General features: G+C 67.0%; 19 protein-coding genes and 2 pseudogenes. 6 read left to right on the forward strand and 15 right to left on the reverse strand.

Annotation, left to right across the window (positions count from 1 at the left end; genetic code table 11):
• Nucleotides 1-98 precede the first annotated feature (98 nt).
• A complete protein-coding gene (locus MELE44368_RS11905; protein ID WP_128108669.1) occupies nucleotides 99-920 on the reverse strand; it encodes a TIGR03621 family F420-dependent LLM class oxidoreductase in 822 nt (273 codons plus the stop codon).
• Between the two features lie 169 nt (nucleotides 921-1089).
• Here MELE44368_RS11905 and MELE44368_RS11910 point away from each other — a divergent pair, with 169 nt between their 5' ends.
• A complete protein-coding gene (locus MELE44368_RS11910) occupies nucleotides 1090-2190 on the forward strand; it encodes a glutamate--cysteine ligase 2 (protein WP_128108670.1) in 1101 nt (366 codons plus the stop codon).
• Here MELE44368_RS11910 and MELE44368_RS11915 read toward each other — a convergent pair.
• From MELE44368_RS11915 to MELE44368_RS11970, 11 genes and pseudogenes are all read right to left on the reverse strand, one after another.
• Complete coding sequence (locus MELE44368_RS11915) at nucleotides 2187-3254, reverse strand: poly-gamma-glutamate hydrolase family protein (protein ID WP_128108695.1); 1068 nt, start codon at nucleotides 3252-3254, stop codon at nucleotides 2187-2189. The genes MELE44368_RS11910 and MELE44368_RS11915 overlap by 4 nt on opposite strands.
• 5 nt (nucleotides 3255-3259) lie before the next feature.
• A complete protein-coding gene (locus MELE44368_RS11920; RefSeq protein ID WP_128108671.1) occupies nucleotides 3260-4486 on the reverse strand; it encodes an Nramp family divalent metal transporter in 1227 nt (408 codons plus the stop codon).
• Between the two features lie 75 nt (nucleotides 4487-4561).
• The gene (locus MELE44368_RS11925) at nucleotides 4562-4741 is read right to left on the reverse strand and encodes a hypothetical protein (protein WP_306439147.1); all 180 of its coding nucleotides are present in this window, start codon (nucleotides 4739-4741) and stop codon (nucleotides 4562-4564) included.
• A 74-nt stretch (nucleotides 4742-4815) separates the two neighbouring features.
• The gene (locus tag MELE44368_RS11930) at nucleotides 4816-5076 is read right to left on the reverse strand and encodes a hypothetical protein (RefSeq protein WP_128108673.1); all 261 of its coding nucleotides are present in this window, start codon (nucleotides 5074-5076) and stop codon (nucleotides 4816-4818) included.
• Nucleotides 5077-5089: 13 nt separating this feature from the next.
• Nucleotides 5090-6184, reverse strand: coding sequence for an NAD(P)H-dependent amine dehydrogenase family protein (locus MELE44368_RS11935; protein WP_128108674.1), 1095 nt, complete (start codon nucleotides 6182-6184; stop codon nucleotides 5090-5092).
• A gap of 10 nt (nucleotides 6185-6194) precedes the next feature.
• Nucleotides 6195-6986, reverse strand: coding sequence for an SDR family oxidoreductase (locus tag MELE44368_RS11940; RefSeq protein WP_128108675.1), 792 nt, complete (start codon nucleotides 6984-6986; stop codon nucleotides 6195-6197).
• Between the two features lie 243 nt (nucleotides 6987-7229).
• Nucleotides 7230-8168, reverse strand: a complete 939-nt coding sequence (gene ku, locus MELE44368_RS11945; RefSeq protein WP_128108676.1) for a non-homologous end joining protein Ku — start codon at nucleotides 8166-8168, stop codon at nucleotides 7230-7232.
• Nucleotides 8168-9121, reverse strand: coding sequence for a carbohydrate kinase family protein (locus MELE44368_RS11950; protein WP_128108677.1), 954 nt, complete (start codon nucleotides 9119-9121; stop codon nucleotides 8168-8170). The genes ku and MELE44368_RS11950 overlap by 1 nt, the downstream gene beginning before the upstream one ends.
• A pseudogene (locus MELE44368_RS11955) lies at nucleotides 9118-10508 on the reverse strand (mannitol dehydrogenase family protein). Before MELE44368_RS11955 ends, MELE44368_RS11950 begins: the two are co-directional and overlap by 4 nt.
• Nucleotides 10505-11137, reverse strand: a pseudogene (locus tag MELE44368_RS11960) (zinc-binding dehydrogenase); the annotation flags it as partial. The pseudogenes MELE44368_RS11960 and MELE44368_RS11955, both read right to left, overlap by 4 nt.
• Nucleotides 11138-11558: 421 nt before the next feature.
• Nucleotides 11559-11786 carry a hypothetical protein gene (locus tag MELE44368_RS11970; protein WP_206613753.1) on the reverse strand — a complete coding sequence of 76 codons (228 nt, stop codon included), beginning with the start codon at nucleotides 11784-11786 and terminating at the stop codon, nucleotides 11559-11561.
• A 34-nt stretch (nucleotides 11787-11820) separates the two neighbouring features.
• On the opposite strand from MELE44368_RS11970, the gene MELE44368_RS11975 reads away from it, so the two are divergent.
• The 3 genes from MELE44368_RS11975 to MELE44368_RS11985 all read left to right on the forward strand — a co-directional run bounded on the left by MELE44368_RS11975 (nucleotide 11821) and on the right by MELE44368_RS11985 (nucleotide 15804).
• The gene (locus tag MELE44368_RS11975) at nucleotides 11821-14094 is read left to right on the forward strand and encodes an ATP-dependent DNA ligase (RefSeq protein ID WP_128108678.1); all 2274 of its coding nucleotides are present in this window, start codon (nucleotides 11821-11823) and stop codon (nucleotides 14092-14094) included.
• 245 nt (nucleotides 14095-14339) lie between these two features.
• Nucleotides 14340-14714: a heme-binding protein gene (locus MELE44368_RS11980; RefSeq protein WP_241566578.1), complete on the forward strand. Its 375-nt coding sequence runs from the start codon at nucleotides 14340-14342 to the stop codon at nucleotides 14712-14714.
• Between the two features lie 85 nt (nucleotides 14715-14799).
• A complete protein-coding gene (locus MELE44368_RS11985; RefSeq protein WP_128108680.1) occupies nucleotides 14800-15804 on the forward strand; it encodes a helix-turn-helix transcriptional regulator in 1005 nt (334 codons plus the stop codon).
• 6 nt (nucleotides 15805-15810) lie between these two features.
• Here MELE44368_RS11985 and MELE44368_RS11990 read toward each other — a convergent pair whose 3' ends face one another.
• Nucleotides 15811-16677, reverse strand: coding sequence for an LLM class flavin-dependent oxidoreductase (locus tag MELE44368_RS11990; RefSeq protein WP_128108681.1), 867 nt, complete (start codon nucleotides 16675-16677; stop codon nucleotides 15811-15813).
• A gap of 65 nt (nucleotides 16678-16742) precedes the next feature.
• Between MELE44368_RS11990 and MELE44368_RS11995 the strand changes: the two genes are divergently transcribed.
• Nucleotides 16743-17015: a DUF4235 domain-containing protein gene (locus MELE44368_RS11995; protein ID WP_128108682.1), complete on the forward strand. Its 273-nt coding sequence runs from the start codon at nucleotides 16743-16745 to the stop codon at nucleotides 17013-17015.
• A 4-nt stretch (nucleotides 17016-17019) separates the two neighbouring features.
• Here MELE44368_RS11995 and MELE44368_RS12000 read toward each other — a convergent pair whose 3' ends face one another.
• Both MELE44368_RS12000 and MELE44368_RS12005 read right to left on the reverse strand, forming a co-directional pair.
• Nucleotides 17020-17286, reverse strand: coding sequence for a DUF4873 domain-containing protein (locus tag MELE44368_RS12000; RefSeq protein ID WP_241566579.1), 267 nt, complete (start codon nucleotides 17284-17286; stop codon nucleotides 17020-17022).
• A 5-nt stretch (nucleotides 17287-17291) separates the two neighbouring features.
• Nucleotides 17292-18182 carry an AurF N-oxygenase family protein gene (locus tag MELE44368_RS12005; RefSeq protein WP_128108684.1) on the reverse strand — a complete coding sequence of 297 codons (891 nt, stop codon included), beginning with the start codon at nucleotides 18180-18182 and terminating at the stop codon, nucleotides 17292-17294.
• A gap of 115 nt (nucleotides 18183-18297) precedes the next feature.
• On the opposite strand from MELE44368_RS12005, the gene cobF reads away from it, so the two are divergent.
• On the forward strand, nucleotides 18298-19071 hold the full coding sequence (gene cobF / locus MELE44368_RS12010) for a precorrin-6A synthase (deacetylating) (protein ID WP_128108685.1): 774 nt from the start codon (nucleotides 18298-18300) through the stop codon (nucleotides 19069-19071).
• Nucleotides 19072-19264: the final 193 nt, after the last annotated feature.

Here is a 19264-nt window from a genome sequence, read left to right on the forward strand (position 1 = left end):
CGTTCTCGACCTTCAAAGCCCACCATTGGGGACCAGGCAAGGAGACGTTTTCGTCAAGTCCCCGAGGGCGCGTCCGCACGGAGCTCACCGAAAGGCCGTCAGCGCAGTTCCGCGATCACCTTGGCGAACGCCTCCGCATGGCGCTGCTGCACGGTGATGTAGGTGACGCCGTAGGTCTCACGATAGCCCCGGATCGTGTCGGCGATCTCCTTCGTCGACCCCGACAACACCGCCGGTGTGCGTAGCAATTCCTCGTCGGACAGCCCGGGCAGGAACTGCCGGGTGATCGACATGTCCGGTAGGCCCGAATCGTCGGTGGGCATCGCGGTGACGGCGAGGTTGAGCTCCAGCTCGTCTAACCGCTCCCCGGCCGCCTCCCGGACGAACGTGATGCGGTCGGCCAGCGGGTCGAAATCGGGCCCGACGGGTGCGCCGCCGGTCAGCCCGATGATGTGCGCCCGCCGCGCCGCCAGCGTGAGCAGCTTGTCGCCGTTGCCTGCGATCAGGATCGGCACGTCGGGCACGTGCTCGTGAAAGTGTTCGGTCACGTGGCCCAGCCAGGCGACCCGCTGCCCGGCCGTCGGGAACGGCAGCTCGGCCTGCTCGAACTCCTCCTTGACGTATCCGGCGCCCAGGCCCAGCTCGAATCGCCCGCCGGACAGATCCCGCAGCGAGGTGACGTCACGGGCCAGCAGCGCGGGCCGGTAGAAGCCCGCGTTGAGCACGAACGTGCCGACGCGCAGCCGCTCGGTGGCCAGCGCAACGGCGGTGAGCATGGGAAACGGTGCGGTGGTGTAGAGGTGGTCGGCCATGTGCAGGACGTCGTAGCCCATATCCTCCACCCGGCGGGCGAAATCCTGCACCGACTGCCGGCGTCGGCCAACCTGAAGCCCCACGCCGAACCGGAAGTCCTTGGCCATCATCAGATCGTATGCGCCCGGCCCGAAGGAGAAGGTTTGACGGGCGTCGGCGCGGGGCAATACTCCTGCCGCCCACTCCGACCCCCGGAGTCCCACCAACTTAAGGACTTTCTGCCCGATCCGGCCCGTCGTGAACCCGTTCCGACGGGCCGGATCAATACCCTCCACCATGGCCACTCATCCCACGTTCGGCGTCGAAGAGGAGTTCCTGCTCGCCGACCCGACATCCGGCGAACCCGTCCCGGTCAACGTCGAGACGGCTCGCCGTGCCGCCGAGCGCGGAGTGAAGCTGCAACTCGAGCTCACCAGCTGCCAGGTCGAAACCACCAGCGACGTCTTCGGCGGCAGCCGCGAACTGCGCGAGCACCTGCTGACGCTGCGCCGCGCGGCCACCGATGCCGCCGAGGCCAGCGGGGCGCAACTGCTCGCTGTCGGGCTGCCGCCCGCGGTGCCGCACCAGTTTCCGATCACCGACACCGCCCGCTACCGGGAAATCGCCGAACGGTTCGGCATGATCGCCCACGAGCAGGGCATCTGCGGATGCCACGTGCATGTGGCGGTGCCCAGCCGCGAGGCCGCGATCCGGGTGAGCAACCGGCTGCGGCCCTGGCTGCCGACCCTGCTTGCGCTGACGGCCAATTCGGCGGTGTACCGCAACACCGACACCGGCTACGCCAGCTGGCGCAGCGTGCTGTGGGCGCGCTGGCCCAGCGCGGGCCCGCCGCCGCACTTTGACTCGGTCGACGAGTACGACGCCGTCGTCGCGATGCTGCGCAACGCGGGCGCGGTGCTCGACGACGGCATGGTGTATTGGGACGTCCGCCCGTCGGCCACCTTTCCGACCGTCGAGGTGCGCGTGGCCGACGTGCCGGCCACGGTGGCCGAGACGGTGCTGCTGGCGATGTTGGTGAGGGCGACGGTGATGACGGCGCTCGACGAGGAGCGTGAAGGACAACCGGTGCTGCCGCTGACGGCGCACGCGTTGAAGGCCGCGTATTGGAAGTCCGCCCGCGACGGCCTCGACGGCGAGGCGGTCGATTTGTCAGAGGGTCATCACAGCGTGCCCGCGCGCCTGCTGCTGGACCGCCTCGTCGATCGTGTCCGCCCGGCGTTGGAAGCGGTCGGTGACTTTGACGCCGTCACCGAGGAACTGGCCCGCGTCACCGAGCAGGGCAACGGCGCCGTGCGGCAGCGACGCGCGTACCAGCGCCGCCACGACGTCGCCGACGTCATCGCGGAGGCCGCAGAGGCCACCACCGACGGCTGTTAGCAGTAGATCTCGTGCCACGAGTGCGCGGTCGCGACGAGGCCCTGCACCAACGCCGACGTGGCCGGGGACAGGCCGTCGTCGCCGGGCAGCTGGCTGCGGGGACTGATGCCGCGCACCCGCGGCGACAGCTCCAGCTGCGCGCCACCGCCGCGGACCCGGTTGACCGGGTTGTCCGGATGCAGCCCGCGCAGCTCACGCGGGATCGCGTCGAAGTCGGTGACCACCCGGTAGCCGGGTATCTCGACATTGCGCGAAAGATGCTGGGCCAGTTCGCGGTTCCGCCCACCGGCCAGCAGCTGCGTGCTGCGGCCGATGCGGCCGTACCCGTGCAGCGAGACCGCGACGTCGACGTGGGACAGAAACTCCGCGAGCCGCTCGGATTCCTCGGCGCGGTACCGCGACGACGGCAGGTGGTGCGGATAGTGGTCCGGATGGCGAAGCACGTAAAGCGACGCGCCAGCGGCGTCCGCGGCCCGCTCGGCGATGACGTCGGTCATCTGTTCCAAGCCGCCGCCGTGGATGGCCAGAAAGCCGAACCGTGACCGCAGCGTGCTGTGTTCGATCATGCCTGGCTCGGCCAGCAGCTCCGAAAGAGTTTGCGGTGCCGGGGTATTCGCAGAATGGACGGAGCGTGGCCAGCCTGCCGGATCCCATCGCCGCAGAAACTCGACCCAGCGGTGCGGCAGGCCGTGGTGCAGTGCGCCGTCGATGATGCGCTCCAGGTAGCCGGGCCGCGCCGGGCCGGGTTCGATGCGATGGTCGATGTAGACCCAGGCGTCGGCCGGGCCGTCGTCGGTGTGCACCGTCAGCCGGTCACGGCGATACCGCACCGGAACACCTTCGGTGCTGTCCAAGGTGGCCAGATCGTGGTCGGTGATCCGCCACAGCACGCCGTGCACGACGGATCCGTCGAACGGTTCGACGGTGGCCACCCCGCGCTCGTTGATCAGCCAGCCGTGGTCGGAAAGCCTGGCCGGGCGCGGATCGACCGCGCCCGGGCATCGCCGCGCCATCTGCTGCACGCACAGGTTGGACCCGTACGCGAAGTACGTGTGTTCAGGCAGCACGGTCAGCCCGTCACGGTCAGATAGATCAGCACCACGTTCAGCAGGGTAATCAGCACGCCGACGATCCAGCCAAGCGCCGTTGTGACGCGGTGGTTGACGTCGTCGCCCATCAATCGGGTATTGCTCGTCAACCGCACCAACGGGATCAGCGCGAACGGAATTCCGAACGACAGCACCACCTGCGACAACACCAGCGCGCGGCTGGGATCCAGCCCGACCGCCAGAATCACCAACGCCGGTGTCAACGTGATCAACCGGCGCAACAGTAGCGGAATGGCGCGGTGCAGCAGGCCCTGCATGATCATCGCCCCGGCGTAAGCGCCCACCGATGTTGACGCCAGGCCCGAGGCCAGCAGGCCGATCGCGAACAACAGCGCGACCGTTGTGCCCAGCGTGTTCTCGACCGCCGCGTGCGCCCCCTCGATGGAGTCGGTGTCCGCCTGGCCCTGCAGGTTGGTCGCCGCCACCAGCAGCATCGACAGGTTCACCGCCCCTGCGACCACCATCGCGATGCCGACGTCCCATCGGGTTGCCCGCAGCAGCATGCGCCGCATCGGCCCCGCCTCGGGATGCCCGTGGCGGTCGCGCGCCAGGCCGGAGTGCAGGTACACCGCGTGTGGCATCACGGTGGCGCCGAGCATCGCGGCGGCCAGCAGCACGCTCTCCGCGCCGGCGAACCGGGGGAGCAGGCCGTCGGCGACCTCGGCGGCCGGTGGGGGCGAGACGACCAGGCTGGAGAGGAATCCGATGGCGATCACCAGCAGCAGGCCGGTGATGACGCGTTCGAACATCTGCTGGCCGCGCCGATCCTTCACCACGAACAGCAGCAGCGACACGAATCCGGTGATCACCCCGCCGGTGAGCAGCGGCAGGTCGAACAGCAGATACAGCGCGATCGCCCCGCCAACGACCTCGGCGAGATCGGTTGCCATCGCGACCAATTCGGCTTGCAGCCAGTACGCCAGCCGGCTGCTTCGACGCATCTGGCCACCCACCGCCTCGGGCAGCGACATCCCGGTGACCAGACCCAACTTGGCCGACAGGTACTGCACCAGGCAGGCCATGGCGTTGGCCACGACGATGACCCATACCAACAGGTAGCCGAACTGCGCCCCGGCGCTGACGTTGGCGGCGACGTTGCCGGGGTCGACGTAGGCGATCGCGGCGACGAAGGCGGGGCCGAGCAGAATCCAACTCGGCCGCAACCGCACGCGCTGATCACTTGCCACCAGCCAACCCTTCTATCCGGTGTATCGAATAGAAAAGTTAGGGTAGCCGAAACCTAGTGGGTGGTCATCGGCAGGTCACCGACCGAGGCCTCCGAGGCCGATCACGAACCCGCCGTACGGCCAGCCCCAGATTTCGGTGGTCACCGTCGGCGAGGTGACGATCTGGGCGCTGCCGTTGGTCTGGCACTGGGTGGTGTTGGGGCCGACGTCGGTGCATCGCGGTGCGGCCTCAGCAGTCGGCGCGGTGACCGCCAAAGCGATAACGGTGCTGGCGAAAAGCGCTGCCGCACAGCGAATTTTAGGCCGCATGATCGGCCTCCGCTCGAAGATCAGGGGAAGAAGAAGCCGTCCCCGCCCCACATGTCGCCCCATGGGCCGATCTCGGCCGGCGTGGCGTCGATCGAGACGTTGCCGGGTGTCGCGCACTCCGTGTCGGAGCCGCCCAGGGCTGCCGAGCCGCCGGTGTCGACGCACTTGGGCAGCAGATCGTCATTGCCGCCCTGGGCCGAGGCCACCGGGGCGAACAGGATGGCCGCCACGACGCCGCTCGCAGCGAAAACCGGGGTGAGATAACGAAGGGTGGTCGGCATAGGCACATCCTTACTATTGGTTTCCCTCGTCCTGACTGCGAGCGTACAACCCTTTTCCGGTGATAAGGGGCAAGTCGAGCGTCGTTCTGATGCCCGCCGGCGCGTCCACCACCTCGGGAATCGCATTGACCACCCGGGCGGCCGTGGCGACCAGACCGGCGTGGTTGTGATCCCCGTTCGGACTGCTGAGACAGAGGTCAAGCGCGTAGGACGGCTCACCGGTGAGTTCGACCCGATACGACCCGCCTTCCTGCGCCGGCTGTGGCCAGTCCGGACACAGGTCGTCGCGCAGCCGGGTGACGTGTTCGAGCACGGTGGCGATCTTGCCGTCCTTCATTCCGCGCACTTCGAACCGCAGGGCCGCAGCCGTTCCCTCGGCGATGCGCCCCGCCGCGACGTCGAAATCCTCGGGGGCCGGCTCACGCACGAAAGTCTCGGTCACCTCGTCGAGTTCGACGCCCAACCCGGCGGCGAGCTGGCGCACCACCGAACCCCATGCCAGCGACAGCACACCCGGCTGCAGCAGCATCGGGAGCTCGTCGAGCGGCTTGCCGAAGCCCATCACGTCGAACATCACCGTCGCGCTGTCGTAGGTGTTGTAGTTGATGATCTCCATGCACCGGATCTGCTCGATGCGCTGGCAGGTGCCCGCCAGCGCCAGCGGCAGCAGGTCGTTGGCGAACCCGGGGTCGATGCCATTGATGAAGATACTCGAGTTGCCGTGTTGCGCAGCGTCTTCGATCGGTTTGATCATCTCGTCGGGTAGCACCTGCCACGGATGCTGCAGGAACACCGCGCTGCTGCCGACGACGTTGACGCCGGCCGCCAGGATCCGGCGGTAGTCCTCGAGCGCCTCGGTCAGCCGGTTGTCGGCCATCGCGGTGTAGACCACGCACTGTGGTTCGGTGGCCAGCACGGCGTCGAGGTCGGTGGTGGCGGTGACGCCGGTCGAATTCCCGAGTCCCGCAAGCTCACCGGCGTCCCTGCCGGCTTTGGCCTCACTCGACACCCACACGGCGGTGAGTTCGAACCGCGGGTCGGTGACGAGTTGGGAAAGGGCGTGGCGACCGACGTTGCCGGTGCCGATCGCGGCGACTTTGATTGTCATGGCGGGTTCCTCACAGATCCGGGATCGGCATGTCGAGGTTCGGGTATGTGAGGCCGCCGTCGACCTCGAGCGTCTTGCCGGTCAGATAGCTGCCCGCAGGGGAGGCGAGGTACACCGCGGCCGCGGCGATGTCCTCGGGTTGGCCCAGGCGGCGCAGCGGCGTCGCCTTCTCCATCGGCGCGCGGAGTTCCTCGTTGGAGGCGACGATGTCGAGCGCGGAGGTCAGGATCGACCCGGGCGCGATGGCGTTGACCCTGATCCGCGGGCACAGATCGAGGGCCGCCAGCCGGGTGTAGTGGGCCAGCGCGGCCTTGGCCGTGCCGTAGGCGGCGAAGCCGCGGCCCGCGAGCCGGCCCATCGTCGAGGTGATGTTGATGATGCTGCCGCCGCCGGAGTGCTCGAGCATCAACGGAACGGCCGCGGTGGCGAGCGCGTGCGCGGTGGACACGTTGAACGTGAACGCGTCGCGCATGTCCTTGGTGGAGGTGCTCAGCAGCGCGTTGGGCATCGTGCCGCCGACGTTGTTGACGACGATGTCTAGTTTTCCGAACGCCCCGACGGCCTCGTCCGCCAGCTTGGCGGTGTCCGCGGGGTGGGCAAGGTCGGCGACGACGACGTGCGCCCTGCGCCCGACCGCCTTGATCTGCTCGGCGACCTCGTCGAGCTGGGCCTGTGTGCGCGCCGCGATCACCACGTCCGCACCGGCTTCCGCGAACGCGAGCGCCATCGCGGCGCCGAGTCCACGGCCCGCTCCGGTCACCACCGCGACGTGGTCATCGAGCCGAAACCTGTCGAGAATCACGTTGGCCTACCTTCCGTCACCTGGCGACCGTAACAAGTGCGCAGGCGCGAGTGCGGCGATTCTGAAACACGTTCTAATTCGATGTGCGCGGCTCGGGGTGCGTGCTGGACGACGGTGCCGGCCCTAACCCACGACGCGATTTCTGCAGGAGGGCTGTGATCGCAGCCGGATCACGACCCCTGCGCAGAAATCGACGCCGGCGGTGGTAGGTCCCGGCGACTACTGGGCGGTGACCACCAACCGCTACTTCTTGGCCGCGGCCTTCTTCGCGGTCTTCTTGGCCGGTGACTTCTTGGCCGCCTTCTTCGCCGAGGACTTCTTGGCAGGCGCCTTCTTGGCTGCGGTCTTCTTCGCGGTCTTCTTGGCCGACCCATCCGAATCACCGCCACCTCCGCGCCGCGCCTTGACGCTGGCCTCGAGCTTGGCCAGCAGATCGGAGACGTCCTCGGTCTCGTCGAGCTCCTGAGGCTGCTCCTCGGTGGTAAACGCCTCGCCGCCTTCGAGTTTCGCCGCGATCAGCTCGCGCAGCTGCTCCTGGTAGTCATCGTGGTAGCGGTCCGGGTTGAAGTCGTCGGTCATCGAGTCGACCACCTGGCTGGCCATCTTCAACTCGGCGGGTTTGATCTCGACTTCCTTGTCGAGAACCGGGAAGTCGGGATCGCGTATCTCGTCGGGCCACAGCAGCGTCTGGATGACCATCACGTCGCGCTTGGAGAAGTCCTGCACCCGCAACGCCGCCAGCCGCGTCTTGTTGCGCAGCGCGAAGTGCACGATGGCGACCCGGTCGGTCTCCTTGAGCGTCCGCGTCAACAGCACGTAGGACTTCGTCGACTTGCCTTCTGGCTCAAGGAAGTAGCTCTTGTCATACATCATCGGATCGATGTCGCTGGCCGGCACGAACTCCAGCACCTCGATCTCACGGCTGCGTTCCTCGGGCAGCGTCGCGATGTCCTCGTCGGTGATGATGACCGTCTGACCGTCGTCGGATTCGTAGGCCCTGGCGATGTCGCGGTACTCGACGACCTCGCCGCACACCTCGCAGACCCGCTTGTAGCGGATGCGTCCGTTGTCCTTGGCGTGGACCTGGTGAAACTTGACGTCGTGGTCCTCGGTCGCGCTGTATACCTTGACCGGGACGTTCACCAGGCCGAAGGCGATGGAGCCTTTCCAGATGGAACGCATCAACCCAGTATGGCTGATTGCAGGGCGGCATCGCGGGTATCGCGATCCGGCAGGTCGGCTCCCGCGCGGGCGACCGTCAGCGCCGACGACAGCGCGGCGGTCCGCACGACGCCGGTCAACGCCTCGGTGGTGATGCCGGCCAGGTCGCGTCGTCGCTGGGCGCCGAGCAGCCCCAGCGACCACAAGGCGTCGATGAGACCCGACATGAAGGCGTCACCCGCGCCCACGGTGTCCACGACGTCGACCTGCAGCGCAGGCACGCGCACCATGCCTGCCGCGCACAGTGCGAACGCGCCTCGGTCGCCCATCGTCACCGCGACGATCGAGGGGCCCAGGCCCAGCCAGGTCTGTGCGATCTGTTCGGGGGCGAGGCTCGGGTCGATCCAGCGCATGTCCTCGTCGCTGGCCTTGACCACGTCGCTGCGCTCGACGAGCCGGTCGATGCGCCCACGCGCGGTGTCGTCGTCCTCGATGAGCACCGCGCGCACGTTCGGGTCGAAGGTCACCGTCGCCGCCGGATGGTAGGTGTCCAGCAACGCCGCGACCGCGCGGCAACCCGGCTCGAGCACCGCCCCGATCGATCCGGTGTGCGCGACCAGCGGTGGCGACACCTCGGGAGTGCCGGTGAGCCGCCACTCGATGTCGAACTCATACTGCGCCGATCCGTCGGCGTCGAGGGTGGCCAGCGCGTTCGGCGTGCGCTGCGCGGTCATGCTTCCCGAAACCAGTTGTACGCCAGAGTGTTTCACGTATTCAGCGATGCGTTGCCCGCGCGGATCGTCGCCGATGTGCGTCAGGAAGTCGACCCCGCGGCCCAGCCTCGCCAAGCCGACGGCCACGTTCAGCGGACTGCCGCCGACGTACTCGCCGATGACGCGACCCTCGCGTGCGACGATGTCGATCAACGCCTCGCCGATCACCAGGGCCCGCTGCGGGCTTCCCGGCTCGGTCATGGCGTGTCCTTTCCCAGCAGCTTCTCCAACGTCGCGCGCGCTCCGTCGCGGTGCAGTGAGTCGAGTGCCCACAGATAAGCCTCGACAAACCGCGGTTCGCGGGCCAGATCGCCGAACACGGCCGTGTTTTCGATGAACGCCGTCGGGTGGTCATGCTGGGATCGCGCCAACGGGACCAGGATGTCGGCGAGTTGATCCTGCACGTCGATCGGCTGGCCCTGCTCGTCGACTCCTTCGGCGTAGCGGGCCCAGCTGGCCAACGTCGCCGCCGACAACCGGACCGGCGCACCCGTCTTCAGGTTCTCCCGAACCACCGGCAGCAGCCATTTGGGGATTCGGTCGGAGGAGCCGAAGCACAACCTGGCGATGGTGTCCTTGATCCCCGGGTTCGCGAACCGCTCGATGAGCGTGCGCTTGTAGTCGGGCAGGTCGATGCCCGGGACCGGCCGCAGCGTCGGCGTCGCCTCCGAATCCATGTACTCCATCAGGAATCGGGCGAACAGTGAATCGCCGGCAGCCTCGTCCACCAACCGATATCCCGCCAGATAGCCGAAATAGCAAAGGCTTTGGTGGCTGGCGTTGAGCAGACGAAGCTTCATCAAATCGTAGGGCGTGACGTCGTCGACCAGCAGCACGCCGGCCTGCTCCAACGGCGGTCGCCCGTCGGAGAAGTCGTCCTCGAGCACCCCCGACGTGAACGGTTCGGCCACCACCGGCCGCCGGTCGTCGACACCGAATTCCGTCTTCACCACGTCGATCACCTCGGCGGTGGTGACCGGGGTGATGCGGTCGACCATCGAGTTGGGGAACTTGGTGTGTGCGGACATCCAGTCGCCGAGACCGGGATGCAGTCGCTCGGCGTAGGTGGTGAACGCCTGTCGGGCCACGTCGCCGTTGCCCTCGATGTTGTCGCACGACACGATCGTCGGCGATCCGACGCCGCGGTCGCGCCTGCGGGCCAGCGCGTCGGCGACCAGCCCGAAGACGTTGACCCCGCTGCCAGTGGTGTCGATGTTGTCCGGGTGCTGGGTGCCGCGAGCAGTTCGATCACCGCCTCGGGATCGTCGGGTGCGTAGCGGTAGTCGACGATCGAGCCGATCACCCGCGCCTCGCGGGTGCCGTCCGGCTTCTCGAGCAAGAGTGTGTAGAGGCCATCCTGCTCGGCCATCACCTCGGCCATCTTGCGGTCGGCGGGCATGACGCCGACCCCGCAGATGCCCCAGGCCTCGGCCAGGCCCATCTCCATCAGCCGGTCGACATAGGCGGCCTGGTGTGCGCGGTGGAAGCCGCCGACACCGAAATGCACTATGCCGACGCTGATTTCGTCGCGGCGATAGCCGGGCTTGTCCACGGTGAGCTCGGTCAACGTCGAGTTGCTCAGCTTCATGACACCGTCACCACCGACTTGACGCTACCCGGCGTGCGGTCAGAGTCCAGGGCCTGCGCGGTCTGCTCCAACGAGAAATGCGCGGTCACCATCGCGTCCAGATCCACCTGACCCGACTCGACGAGCGCGATCGCCGTCGGCCACGTGTTCGCGTAGCGGAACACCCCGGTCAACACCAGTTCGCGGTTCTGGATCACCTGCGTCGGCAGCTCCATCGATTCGGCCCCCGAACCCACCAGGACGACCCGACCCGCGGGCCGCACCGCACGGATGCTGTCGACCACCGCCGGCTGCGCTCCCGAGGCGTCGATGAACGCATCGACCGGCTCGGAGCCGACCGGCTCGACGGTCGGGTCCAGCACCGTGGTCGCCCCGAAACGCGTGGCCTGTTCGCGGCGCGCCGGATCCGGATCGCTCACGGTGATCTCGGAGGCGCCGTAGGCCTTGGCCACCTGGGTCACCACGATGCCGATCGGTCCCGCGCCCGCGACCAGCACCCGTGACCGCGCGTCGACGCCGGCCTTGCGGATCGCGGCGATGCCGACCGACAACGGCTCGCACAGCGCGGCCGCGTCGTCGGAGACCGAGTCGGGCACCGGGTGGGCGAACTCGGCGCCGATGGTCACGAACGCCGGCACGACGGCGGGTGTGTTCGGCGATCACTTCGATCGGCGTCGACGCACCGATGTACTTGGCGCCGTGCAGCGCCGCGGCCGCGCGTCCGGCGATGACGCCCTTGCGGCCCGTCCAGAGCCACGCAGCGACCGTGTTCAGGTAGAGCGTGCGCTCAGCCTCGTTCGGTAGGTACACCCGCGGAAGGATCGCGGTGTGGTTCCAGCGGAGTTGACCCCGCGTCAGTCTGCCGTCCTTGAGTGCCTCGGTGCCCACAAATGGTTGCCACATGGCCGGATCTTGACCGCGAGCACCGACGAAAACCGCCGTCGTCTCGCGATTTCTACCTCAGGGCTGTGGATAACGCGGCGAATCCGCGACCCTCCCGCAGATTTCGGCGCAAGGGGCGCAAGGAGCAAAGGGGAAGGCGCGAGGCGTCTAGCCGACGACTGCCGGGTTCGCGGGATCCAGACCGCTGGGCAGATTGGGGTCCAACCCCGACCCTTCATGGGTGACGGTTTGATGTGCCATCGGTCGGCAGTTGTTGTCGATCGGGGTCTGATCGCCCGAGCAGTAGGGGACGAGGTCCTGCGGGTCCGCCGCGGCGTTCGGCGCGGCCAACAGCGCAGCCGCCGCGACCAGGCACGCCGCCAGAATTCTCGGCACTGATCCACGGTAGCAGCGGGTATACGTTTCTACTGTGGATCGTTTCGGTCGGGTCAAGCTGACCAACCCCGACAAGGTGTTGTACCCGGCGACGGGTACCACCAAGGCGCAGGTGTTCGACTACTACATCCGCATCGCCGAGGTGATGATCCCGCACATCGCCGGCCGACCGGTCACCCGCAAGCGCTGGCCCAACGGTGTCGAGGAATCGTCGTTCTTCGAAAAACAACTCGCGTCGTCGGCGCCGGACTGGCTGGACCGCGGAACGGTCGTGCACAAGTCCGGCACCACCACCTACCCGATCATCGACACCGTCGAGGGTGTCGCGTGGTTGGCGCAGCAGGCCTCGTTGGAGGTGCACGTTCCGCAGTGGCGGTTCGTCAAGGCCGCAGACACACTCAAGCCGGGCCCTGCGACCCGCATCGTCTTCGACCTCGACCCCGGCGAGGGCGTCACGATGAAGCAACTGTGTCAGGTCGCCACGGCGGTACGGGATCTGATGAGCGACATCGGGTTGACGACCTTTCCGCTCACCAGCGGTAGCAAGGGTCTGCACCTGTATGCCCCGCTGGAAGAGCCGGTCAGCTCTCAAGGCGCCTCGGTATTGGCCAAACGCGTTGCGCAGCAACTGGAAAAGGCGATGCCCAAGCTCGTCACCGCGACCATGACCAAGAGCCAACGCACCGGCAAGGTGTTCCTGGACTGGAGCCAGAACAACGCATCCAAGACGACGATCGCACCCTATTCGCTTCGCGGCCGCGAGCATCCGACCGTCGCCGCGCCGCGGACCTGGGACGAGATCGAGGACCCGAAGCTGCGTCATCTCGACTTCGGCGAGGTGCTGGACCGCGTCGAAGAGATGGGCGATCTGCTCGCCGAACTCGACGAGGCCGTGTCCGTCGCCGACCGGCTGACCACCTACCGCAGCATGCGGGATCCGGCGAAAACCCCTGAGCCGGTGCCGGTCAAGCCGCCGAAGCCCGGCGACAACAACCGGTTCGTCATCCAGGAACACCATGCCCGACGGCTGCATTACGATCTGCGGCTCGAGCGCGACGGCGTGCTGGTGAGCTGGGCGATACCCAAGAACCTGCCCGACACCCCGTCGGTCAACCATCTGGCCGTGCACACCGAGGATCACCCGCTGGAGTACCTGACGTTTCACGGCGAGATCCCGAAAGGGGAGTACGGCGGCGGCAAGATGATCATCTGGGACACCGGTACGTACGAAACCGAGAAGTTCAACGACGTTCCGCCCGACGGGCCCGCCAAGGGCGGCGAGGTCATCATCACCCTGCACGGCGAGAAGATCCGCGGCCGCTACGCGCTGATCCAGACCGACGGCAAGAACTGGCTCGCCCACCGCATGAAGGACCAGAAGCATCTGCAAGTGGGCGATCTCGCCCCGATGCTGGCCACCGAGGGATCGGTGGCCAAACTCAAAGCGGGCCAGTGGGCGTTCGAGGGCAAGTGGGACGGCTACCGCATCCTGCTCGAGGCCGACCACGGCAAGCTCAACATCCGTTCGCGGCGCGGCCGCGACGTCACCGCCGAATATCCGCAATTCCAGGCGCTGGCAGCAGATCTCGCCGACCATCACGTGATCCTCGACGGCGAGGCGGTGGCGCTCGACGAGTCCGGGGTGCCGAGTTTCACCGAGATGCAGAACCGCGCCCGCTCCACCCGCGTCGAGTTCTGGGCATTCGACATCCTCTACCTCGACGGGCGGTCGCTCCTGCGTGCCAAATACACCGACCGTCGGCGGCTGCTCGAGGCGTTGGCAGAAGGCGGCGGGCTGATCGTGCCCGATCAGCTCCCCGGCGACGGCCCCGAGGCGCTCGAGCACGCTCGTGAGAAGCGCTGGGAGGGTGTCGTCGCAAAGAGACGCGACTCGACATACCAGCCGGGACGACGGTCGAAGTCGTGGATCAAGGACAAGCTCTGGAACACACAGGAAGTCGTGATCGGCGGTTGGCGCCGAGGCGAAGGGGGACGCTCGAGCGGGATCGGTTCGCTGATTCTCGGAATACCGGCCGACGGCGGGCTGCAGTTCGTGGGCCGGGTCGGTACGGGCTTCACCGACAAGGCGCTGGCCGAGCTGAAGAAAATCCTGACGCCGCTGGAGACCGACGAGAGCCCGTTCAACGACCCGCTGCCCCGCCAGGACGCCAAGGGCGTCACGTTCGTGCGCCCCGAACTGGTCGGCGAGGTGCGCTACAGCGAACGCACCTCCGATAACCGTTTGCGCCAGCCGAGTTGGCGGGGGCTGCGGCCCGACAAAGAGCCCGGCGACGTCAGGTGGGAGTGACGCGCGAGGGGCGGAGTCAGTCAGGGCACCGCTTCGACGCTTGTCGAGGCTTTTGCCGGGAAAACGACATCTCGTTCATGCCTGGCTAGCGCGACTACACAGACGTTGCACAGGAGATCTCCAGCTGCCTCGAGGCCGAATCCCTGGCGGCGCAGCAGCGCAGAAGTGTCAACTTCGAAACCGCGGGTAAAGATCCCTTGTCGGGAATCCAACTCCGCAAAGGGACGAAAATGCAGAAGATCAGCATGAGACAACGGGCTTCGAAGTCACTGATGTTGGGTGCGGTCGGCGCACTGGCCGCGACCACGATCGGGCTGCCGACCGCGGCGGCGCAGCCCCAGTGCACCGCAGCCGGGCTGAGCACTGCCCTCGGCTCGGTGTCCACCGCCACCGGCGACTACCTGTCCACCCACTCCGGCGCCAACGACGTCATCACCGACGCGGGCGCGATGCCGCCCGGCGAGGGGGAGAACGCGATCCGCGCGTACTTCGTCGCCCACCCCCAGGAGTGGGCTGATCTTCAAGCGATCGCACAGCCGCTTCACACGCTGCGCGACCAGTGCGATGTCGATGTCGCACCTGCCCAGATCGCCCGGCTGTTCGACGCGATGGCGTCCTGAGCCGTCGCGGTTTGAAAGCCGGCGACGTTGGTTACCTAGAGAGACGGGTTGAGTCGCAAGCCCGGGCCCTTCGCCTTGAGAAGAGGTGAGTCCGATCGGTCGCGCGCTTCGAGAAATCCATCACCTGGAACGAACTCGATTCGAGTTCGACGACGTCAGTGCCGCCGAGGAGTGCCTGGACGATCTCTACGCGGCGCGGCTGCGGTTGTCTCGCCAACGGGTGGCGCCCCGGGAGGGTCCGTGGCTGACTCATGCGCGAATAGCAGTGGGGCTCTTCGCAATCGACGAGATATCCGTGGCGGAACATGTCGAAGCATGGCCCGACCCGCTCCATCGAGTCGTCGTGGTATCGACGACCGGCGGTCGGCTCGACACCGAAGGCGGCGGGTTGAGGCGCGAGATGATGCCCGGGGACATCGCGGTGACCTCTCAGCCTGATCTGCCACACCACGTCGTCGCGCAGGACCTCACGGCCACGGCGGTCCTGCTGGATCCGGCCGTGGTGGCGAGCGTGGCCACGGGCCTGCCACGAAGCCATGCTCTGGTCCCGGTGCGTTTCTCGAACTTCGCGCCCGTTGACCGCGCGGCGGCACAGTCGTGGAAGAACACCCTCGACTACGTGAAGCGAAACGTGCTGGCCGACGCCACCCGCGCCACGCCGCTGGTGGTCGCTCAGGCCGCTCGGTTGTTGGCGGCGGTCACCTTGACGACATTCCCCAACAACGCGCCGGCCCAGGCGTCGCGGCATGACCGCACCGATCACAAACCGGCGTTGCTCCGGCGCGCCGTGGAGTTCATCGACAGCAACGTCACCAACGACATCGCGCTCGCCGACATCGCTCGGGCGGTCAACGTCACACCGAGGGCGGTGCAGTACATGTTCCGCAGGCACCTGGAGACCACGCCTCTGCAGTATCTGCGCCGGCTGCGGCTGCACTACGCCCATCAAGACCTGCTGGCCGCCGACCGAATGCACGACACGGTCACCGAGATCGCCGCGCGGTGGGGATTCGCGCACACCGGGCGGTTCGCCACGCTCTATCGGCAGAATTACGGGGAGAACCCGAACACCGCGCTGCGCGAGCTGTAACAACCGCTACAGCTTCGCGATGACCTTCTCCGCGAACCTCTCCAAGTTGCGGAACTTGGTGTCCAGCGGTTGGGTGTCGGGACCGGTGATGTAGGGGATCCGGAAGCCGACGATCACATCGGTGACCCCTTTGTCCTCGAGACGCTTGATGCCGTCCAGGGTGAACGCATCGGCGGAGATGACGTGGATCTCGAAGGGACCGGTCCGGCCTTCGTCAGCGCGAATCTGCTTGAGCCGCTTGATGAGCAGATCCAGCTCCTCGGGATCGCCGCCGCCGTGCATCCATCCGTCACAGCGGGCGGCACGCCGCAGCGCCGCCTCAGCATGGCCGCCGACCAGAATCGGGATCGGTTTCGTCGGCGCGGGTGTCATCTTGGTCTTGGGGATGTCGTAGAACTCACCGTGGAACTCGAAGTAGTCACCGCTCGTCAGGCCCTTGATGATCTCGATGCACTCATCCATGCGCTTGCCCCGTTTGGCGAACGGCACGCCCATCAACTCGTAGTCCTCCGGCCACGGACTGCTGCCGACACCCAGTCCCAGTCGGTTGTCGAACAGCGCGGCCAGCGAGCCCGCCTGCTTGGCCACCAGCGCCGGCGGCCGGATCGGCAGCTTGAGAACGAAGAAGTTGAACCTCAGCGTCGTCGTGACCGCGCACAACGCCCCCGCCAGGACGAAGGCTTCGATGAACGCCTTGTCGTCGAGGAACTCGCGACTGCCGTCGGGCGTGTAGGGGTATTTGGAGTCCGACTCGAGGGGGTAGGCGATGCTGTCGGCGATCGTCATCGCGTGATAACCCGCCGCTTCAGCGGCTTTGGCGAGCGGAATGTAGTACGTCGGGTCCGTCATTGCCTCGGCATAGGTGAAGCGCACCCCACCATCTTAGAACGTGTTCTAGTTTTGGGTTTAGGGTTTGCGCTCACGGGAACGTTGGGGCCATGAGTGTGCCAACGAAGGCCCTGTACATGCCGCTGCAGCTGGCCATCAGCGTGGGCGGTGGTCTGCTGGCGGGCAAGGTGTTCACCGAGATCTGGCAGCGGCTGAGCCCGTCGGACAGCGAACCGCCGGGCCCCAAGGATCTCGACAGCTCCGGACGCCAGGCGATCGCGGCCGCTGCGCTGCACGGGCTGGTGTTCGGTCTGGTTCGCGCGGCCGTGGACCGCGCCGGCGCCCACGGATACCGCGCCATCACGGACCAGAGCCCGGAGTAACCCGTCAGCCGACAGGGTATGGCGGCATGCCCACGCCGGCGACGCAATGGGTGCCCCACGGTGTCATCTCGGTGAGCTGACCCTGCGACGTCCGGCCCTCGATCGACACCGACACCTGCTGGGGCAGCCGAAGCGTCGGGTCGAGCGCGCAGTCGGAGACCATGCCGCGCCAGTGGTACCGGCCGTCGATGGGATCGAGGTGGCCGGTCAATCGGACCCGCGCGCCGTGGTCCGCGTCGTTGACGCGGATGATGGCCGGGCCGTCGTACACGGGCGTCAACCCCGCAGGAACCCGCTGCGACGCCACATCCGGCGCGCGATCGGGCCCATCAGGCCGACCTCTTCGAGAAAGCCCGCCAGCGGCGCGAACCCGATGATCTGGGTTTCGCGTCGGTGCGGGCTGCCGCGCGCGATGCGACGTGCCTGGCGGGGGTCGAGGCCGACGCGGCGGTACTGCACCTTGTTCGTGAACAGAAACCGGAAGAAGTACCCCCCGAGGCCGTTGACGTTGGCCAGCACGAACTTCGGGAACCGGCGCATGTGCGGCACCCGCTTGCGCAACCCGTCGCGCGCGAACTGGATGTGCCGGGCCTCCTCGGTGACGTGGATCCGCATCAGGCGCTGCACCAGCGGCTGCAACTCGTCGTCATCCATCATCTGGCGTTGCAGCGAGTCGAATATCTCCTCGCCGATCAGCGCGGCGACCCACAGCGCCGAGCCCTGGAACACGAACGGCAGCGCGTTGATGATCACCCGCTGATACCACTTGGGCCACACCGGATTTGCGCCGACACGTTCGATGGCCTTGCCGAACATCACCATATGCCGCGTCTCGTCGCCGAGCTCGGTGAGCTCGTAGTGGGTGGCGCTCGCGGTGGGATCCTGATGCATCATCTTGCGCAGCAGCGACTGGTTGAGGATGTTCTCGAACCAGATACCCGCCGACAGCGTGTTGACGAGTTCCTGACGCGACAACTCGATGCGCTGTTCACGGGACATGCTCTGCCACAACGATGTTCCGTACAGCGAGACGGTCTTGGGGGGCAGGAAGAACTTATCGGGGTCCAGCGGCGCGTCCCAGTCGATGTCGACGATCGGCGCATAGGACTTCTTCACCGAACCTCGCAGCAGGCGCTCGGAGAATTCCTCGCGGGTAGGTGCACTCATCGGTGACTTCCCTTCGTCGGGCTCCCGCCCATGAAGGTAGATGCGCCGATTCGGATAGTCAATACCTCGGGTACCGCATACCTTGAGTATCGGCAGGTCATGCCATACTCGCGGCGTGACTCGGCGGATCCACGTCATCGGTATCGGCGCCGGCGACCCCGACTACGTGACGGCTCAGGCGGTCGCGGCGCTCAACGACACCCAGGTGTTCTTCGCGATGGACAAGGGCGACGCCAAAGATGAGCTGGTGGCGCTGCGACGGCTGATCTGCGAGCGCTTCATCCGCGAACCCGGCTACCGGTTCGTGACGCTGACCGACCCGCCGAGGAACAGGCTGGCGCCCGACAGCCCGACCTACCGCAAGGCCGTCGCCGACTGGCACGCCGCGCGAGCGCGGGTGTGGGCGTCGGCCATCGAGTCCGAACTCGGGCCCGACGGCGTCGGCGCGTTTCTGGCGTGGGGCGACCCCTCGCTGTACGACAGCACACTGAGAATCCTGGACGCCGTCGCGCGCGAGGTCGACTTCGAGTACGACGTCATCCCTGGCGTCACCGCCATCCAGGCGCTGACGGCGCGACATCGCATCCCGCTCAACGACGTCGGCGAGCCCGTCCTCATCACGACCGGCCGGCAGCTGCGCGAGCAGGGGCTGTCGGGCAGCGCCGTCGTGATGCTCGACGCCGACTGCGCGTTTCGCAGCTGCCCGCCGGCCACCCGTATCTGGTGGGGGGCGTATCTGGGCACGCCCGACGAGATGCTCGTCGCGGGCACGGTCGGCGAGGTCGGTGATCAGATCGCGCAGACGCGCGCGGCCGCGCGGGCGCGCCACGGCTGGATCATGGACACCTACCTGTTGCGTCCTGCCGACCGGACACGACTAACGGGTTGATTGCAAGCACCTGGTGCGTGGGATCAACCCGTTAAGCCGCAAGACCCGCCATTGGCAACCGGCGTTGCGTCCAGTCCTTGCCGAACTCGTCGTAAAACGTGGAGAGCTCAAAGTATTTGCGGTCGTCGACGTAGTAGGGCTCACCTCGATTTTTCATCGGACTTGATGTCGGCTCAGTTTGATGGTGAATTGT

Origin of the sequence: Mycolicibacterium elephantis DSM 44368 (assembly GCF_004014805.1) — a bacterium.
GTDB classification, from domain to species: Bacteria; Actinomycetota; Actinomycetes; order Mycobacteriales; family Mycobacteriaceae; genus Mycobacterium; species Mycobacterium elephantis.

What these genes read in the sequence shown, in the direction of transcription:
- MELE44368_RS11905 (WP_128108669.1), bottom strand. Translation starts at nt 920, where the DNA reads ATGGCCAAGGACTTCCGGTTCGGCGTGGGGCTTCAGGTTGGCCGACGC.
- MELE44368_RS11910 (WP_128108670.1), top strand. Translation starts at nt 1,090, where the DNA reads ATGGCCACTCATCCCACGTTCGGCGTCGAAGAGGAGTTCCTGCTCGCC.
- MELE44368_RS11930 (WP_128108673.1), bottom strand. Translation starts at nt 5,076, where the DNA reads ATGCCGACCACCCTTCGTTATCTCACCCCGGTTTTCGCTGCGAGCGGC.
- MELE44368_RS11935 (WP_128108674.1), bottom strand. Translation starts at nt 6,184, where the DNA reads ATGACAATCAAAGTCGCCGCGATCGGCACCGGCAACGTCGGTCGCCAC.
- ku (WP_128108676.1), bottom strand. Translation starts at nt 8,168, where the DNA reads ATGCGTTCCATCTGGAAAGGCTCCATCGCCTTCGGCCTGGTGAACGTC.
- MELE44368_RS11950 (WP_128108677.1), bottom strand. Translation starts at nt 9,121, where the DNA reads ATGACCGAGCCGGGAAGCCCGCAGCGGGCCCTGGTGATCGGCGAGGCG.
- MELE44368_RS11980 (WP_241566578.1), top strand. Translation starts at nt 14,340, where the DNA reads ATGAGACAACGGGCTTCGAAGTCACTGATGTTGGGTGCGGTCGGCGCA.
- MELE44368_RS11995 (WP_128108682.1), top strand. Translation starts at nt 16,743, where the DNA reads ATGAGTGTGCCAACGAAGGCCCTGTACATGCCGCTGCAGCTGGCCATC.
- MELE44368_RS12005 (WP_128108684.1), bottom strand. Translation starts at nt 18,182, where the DNA reads ATGAGTGCACCTACCCGCGAGGAATTCTCCGAGCGCCTGCTGCGAGGT.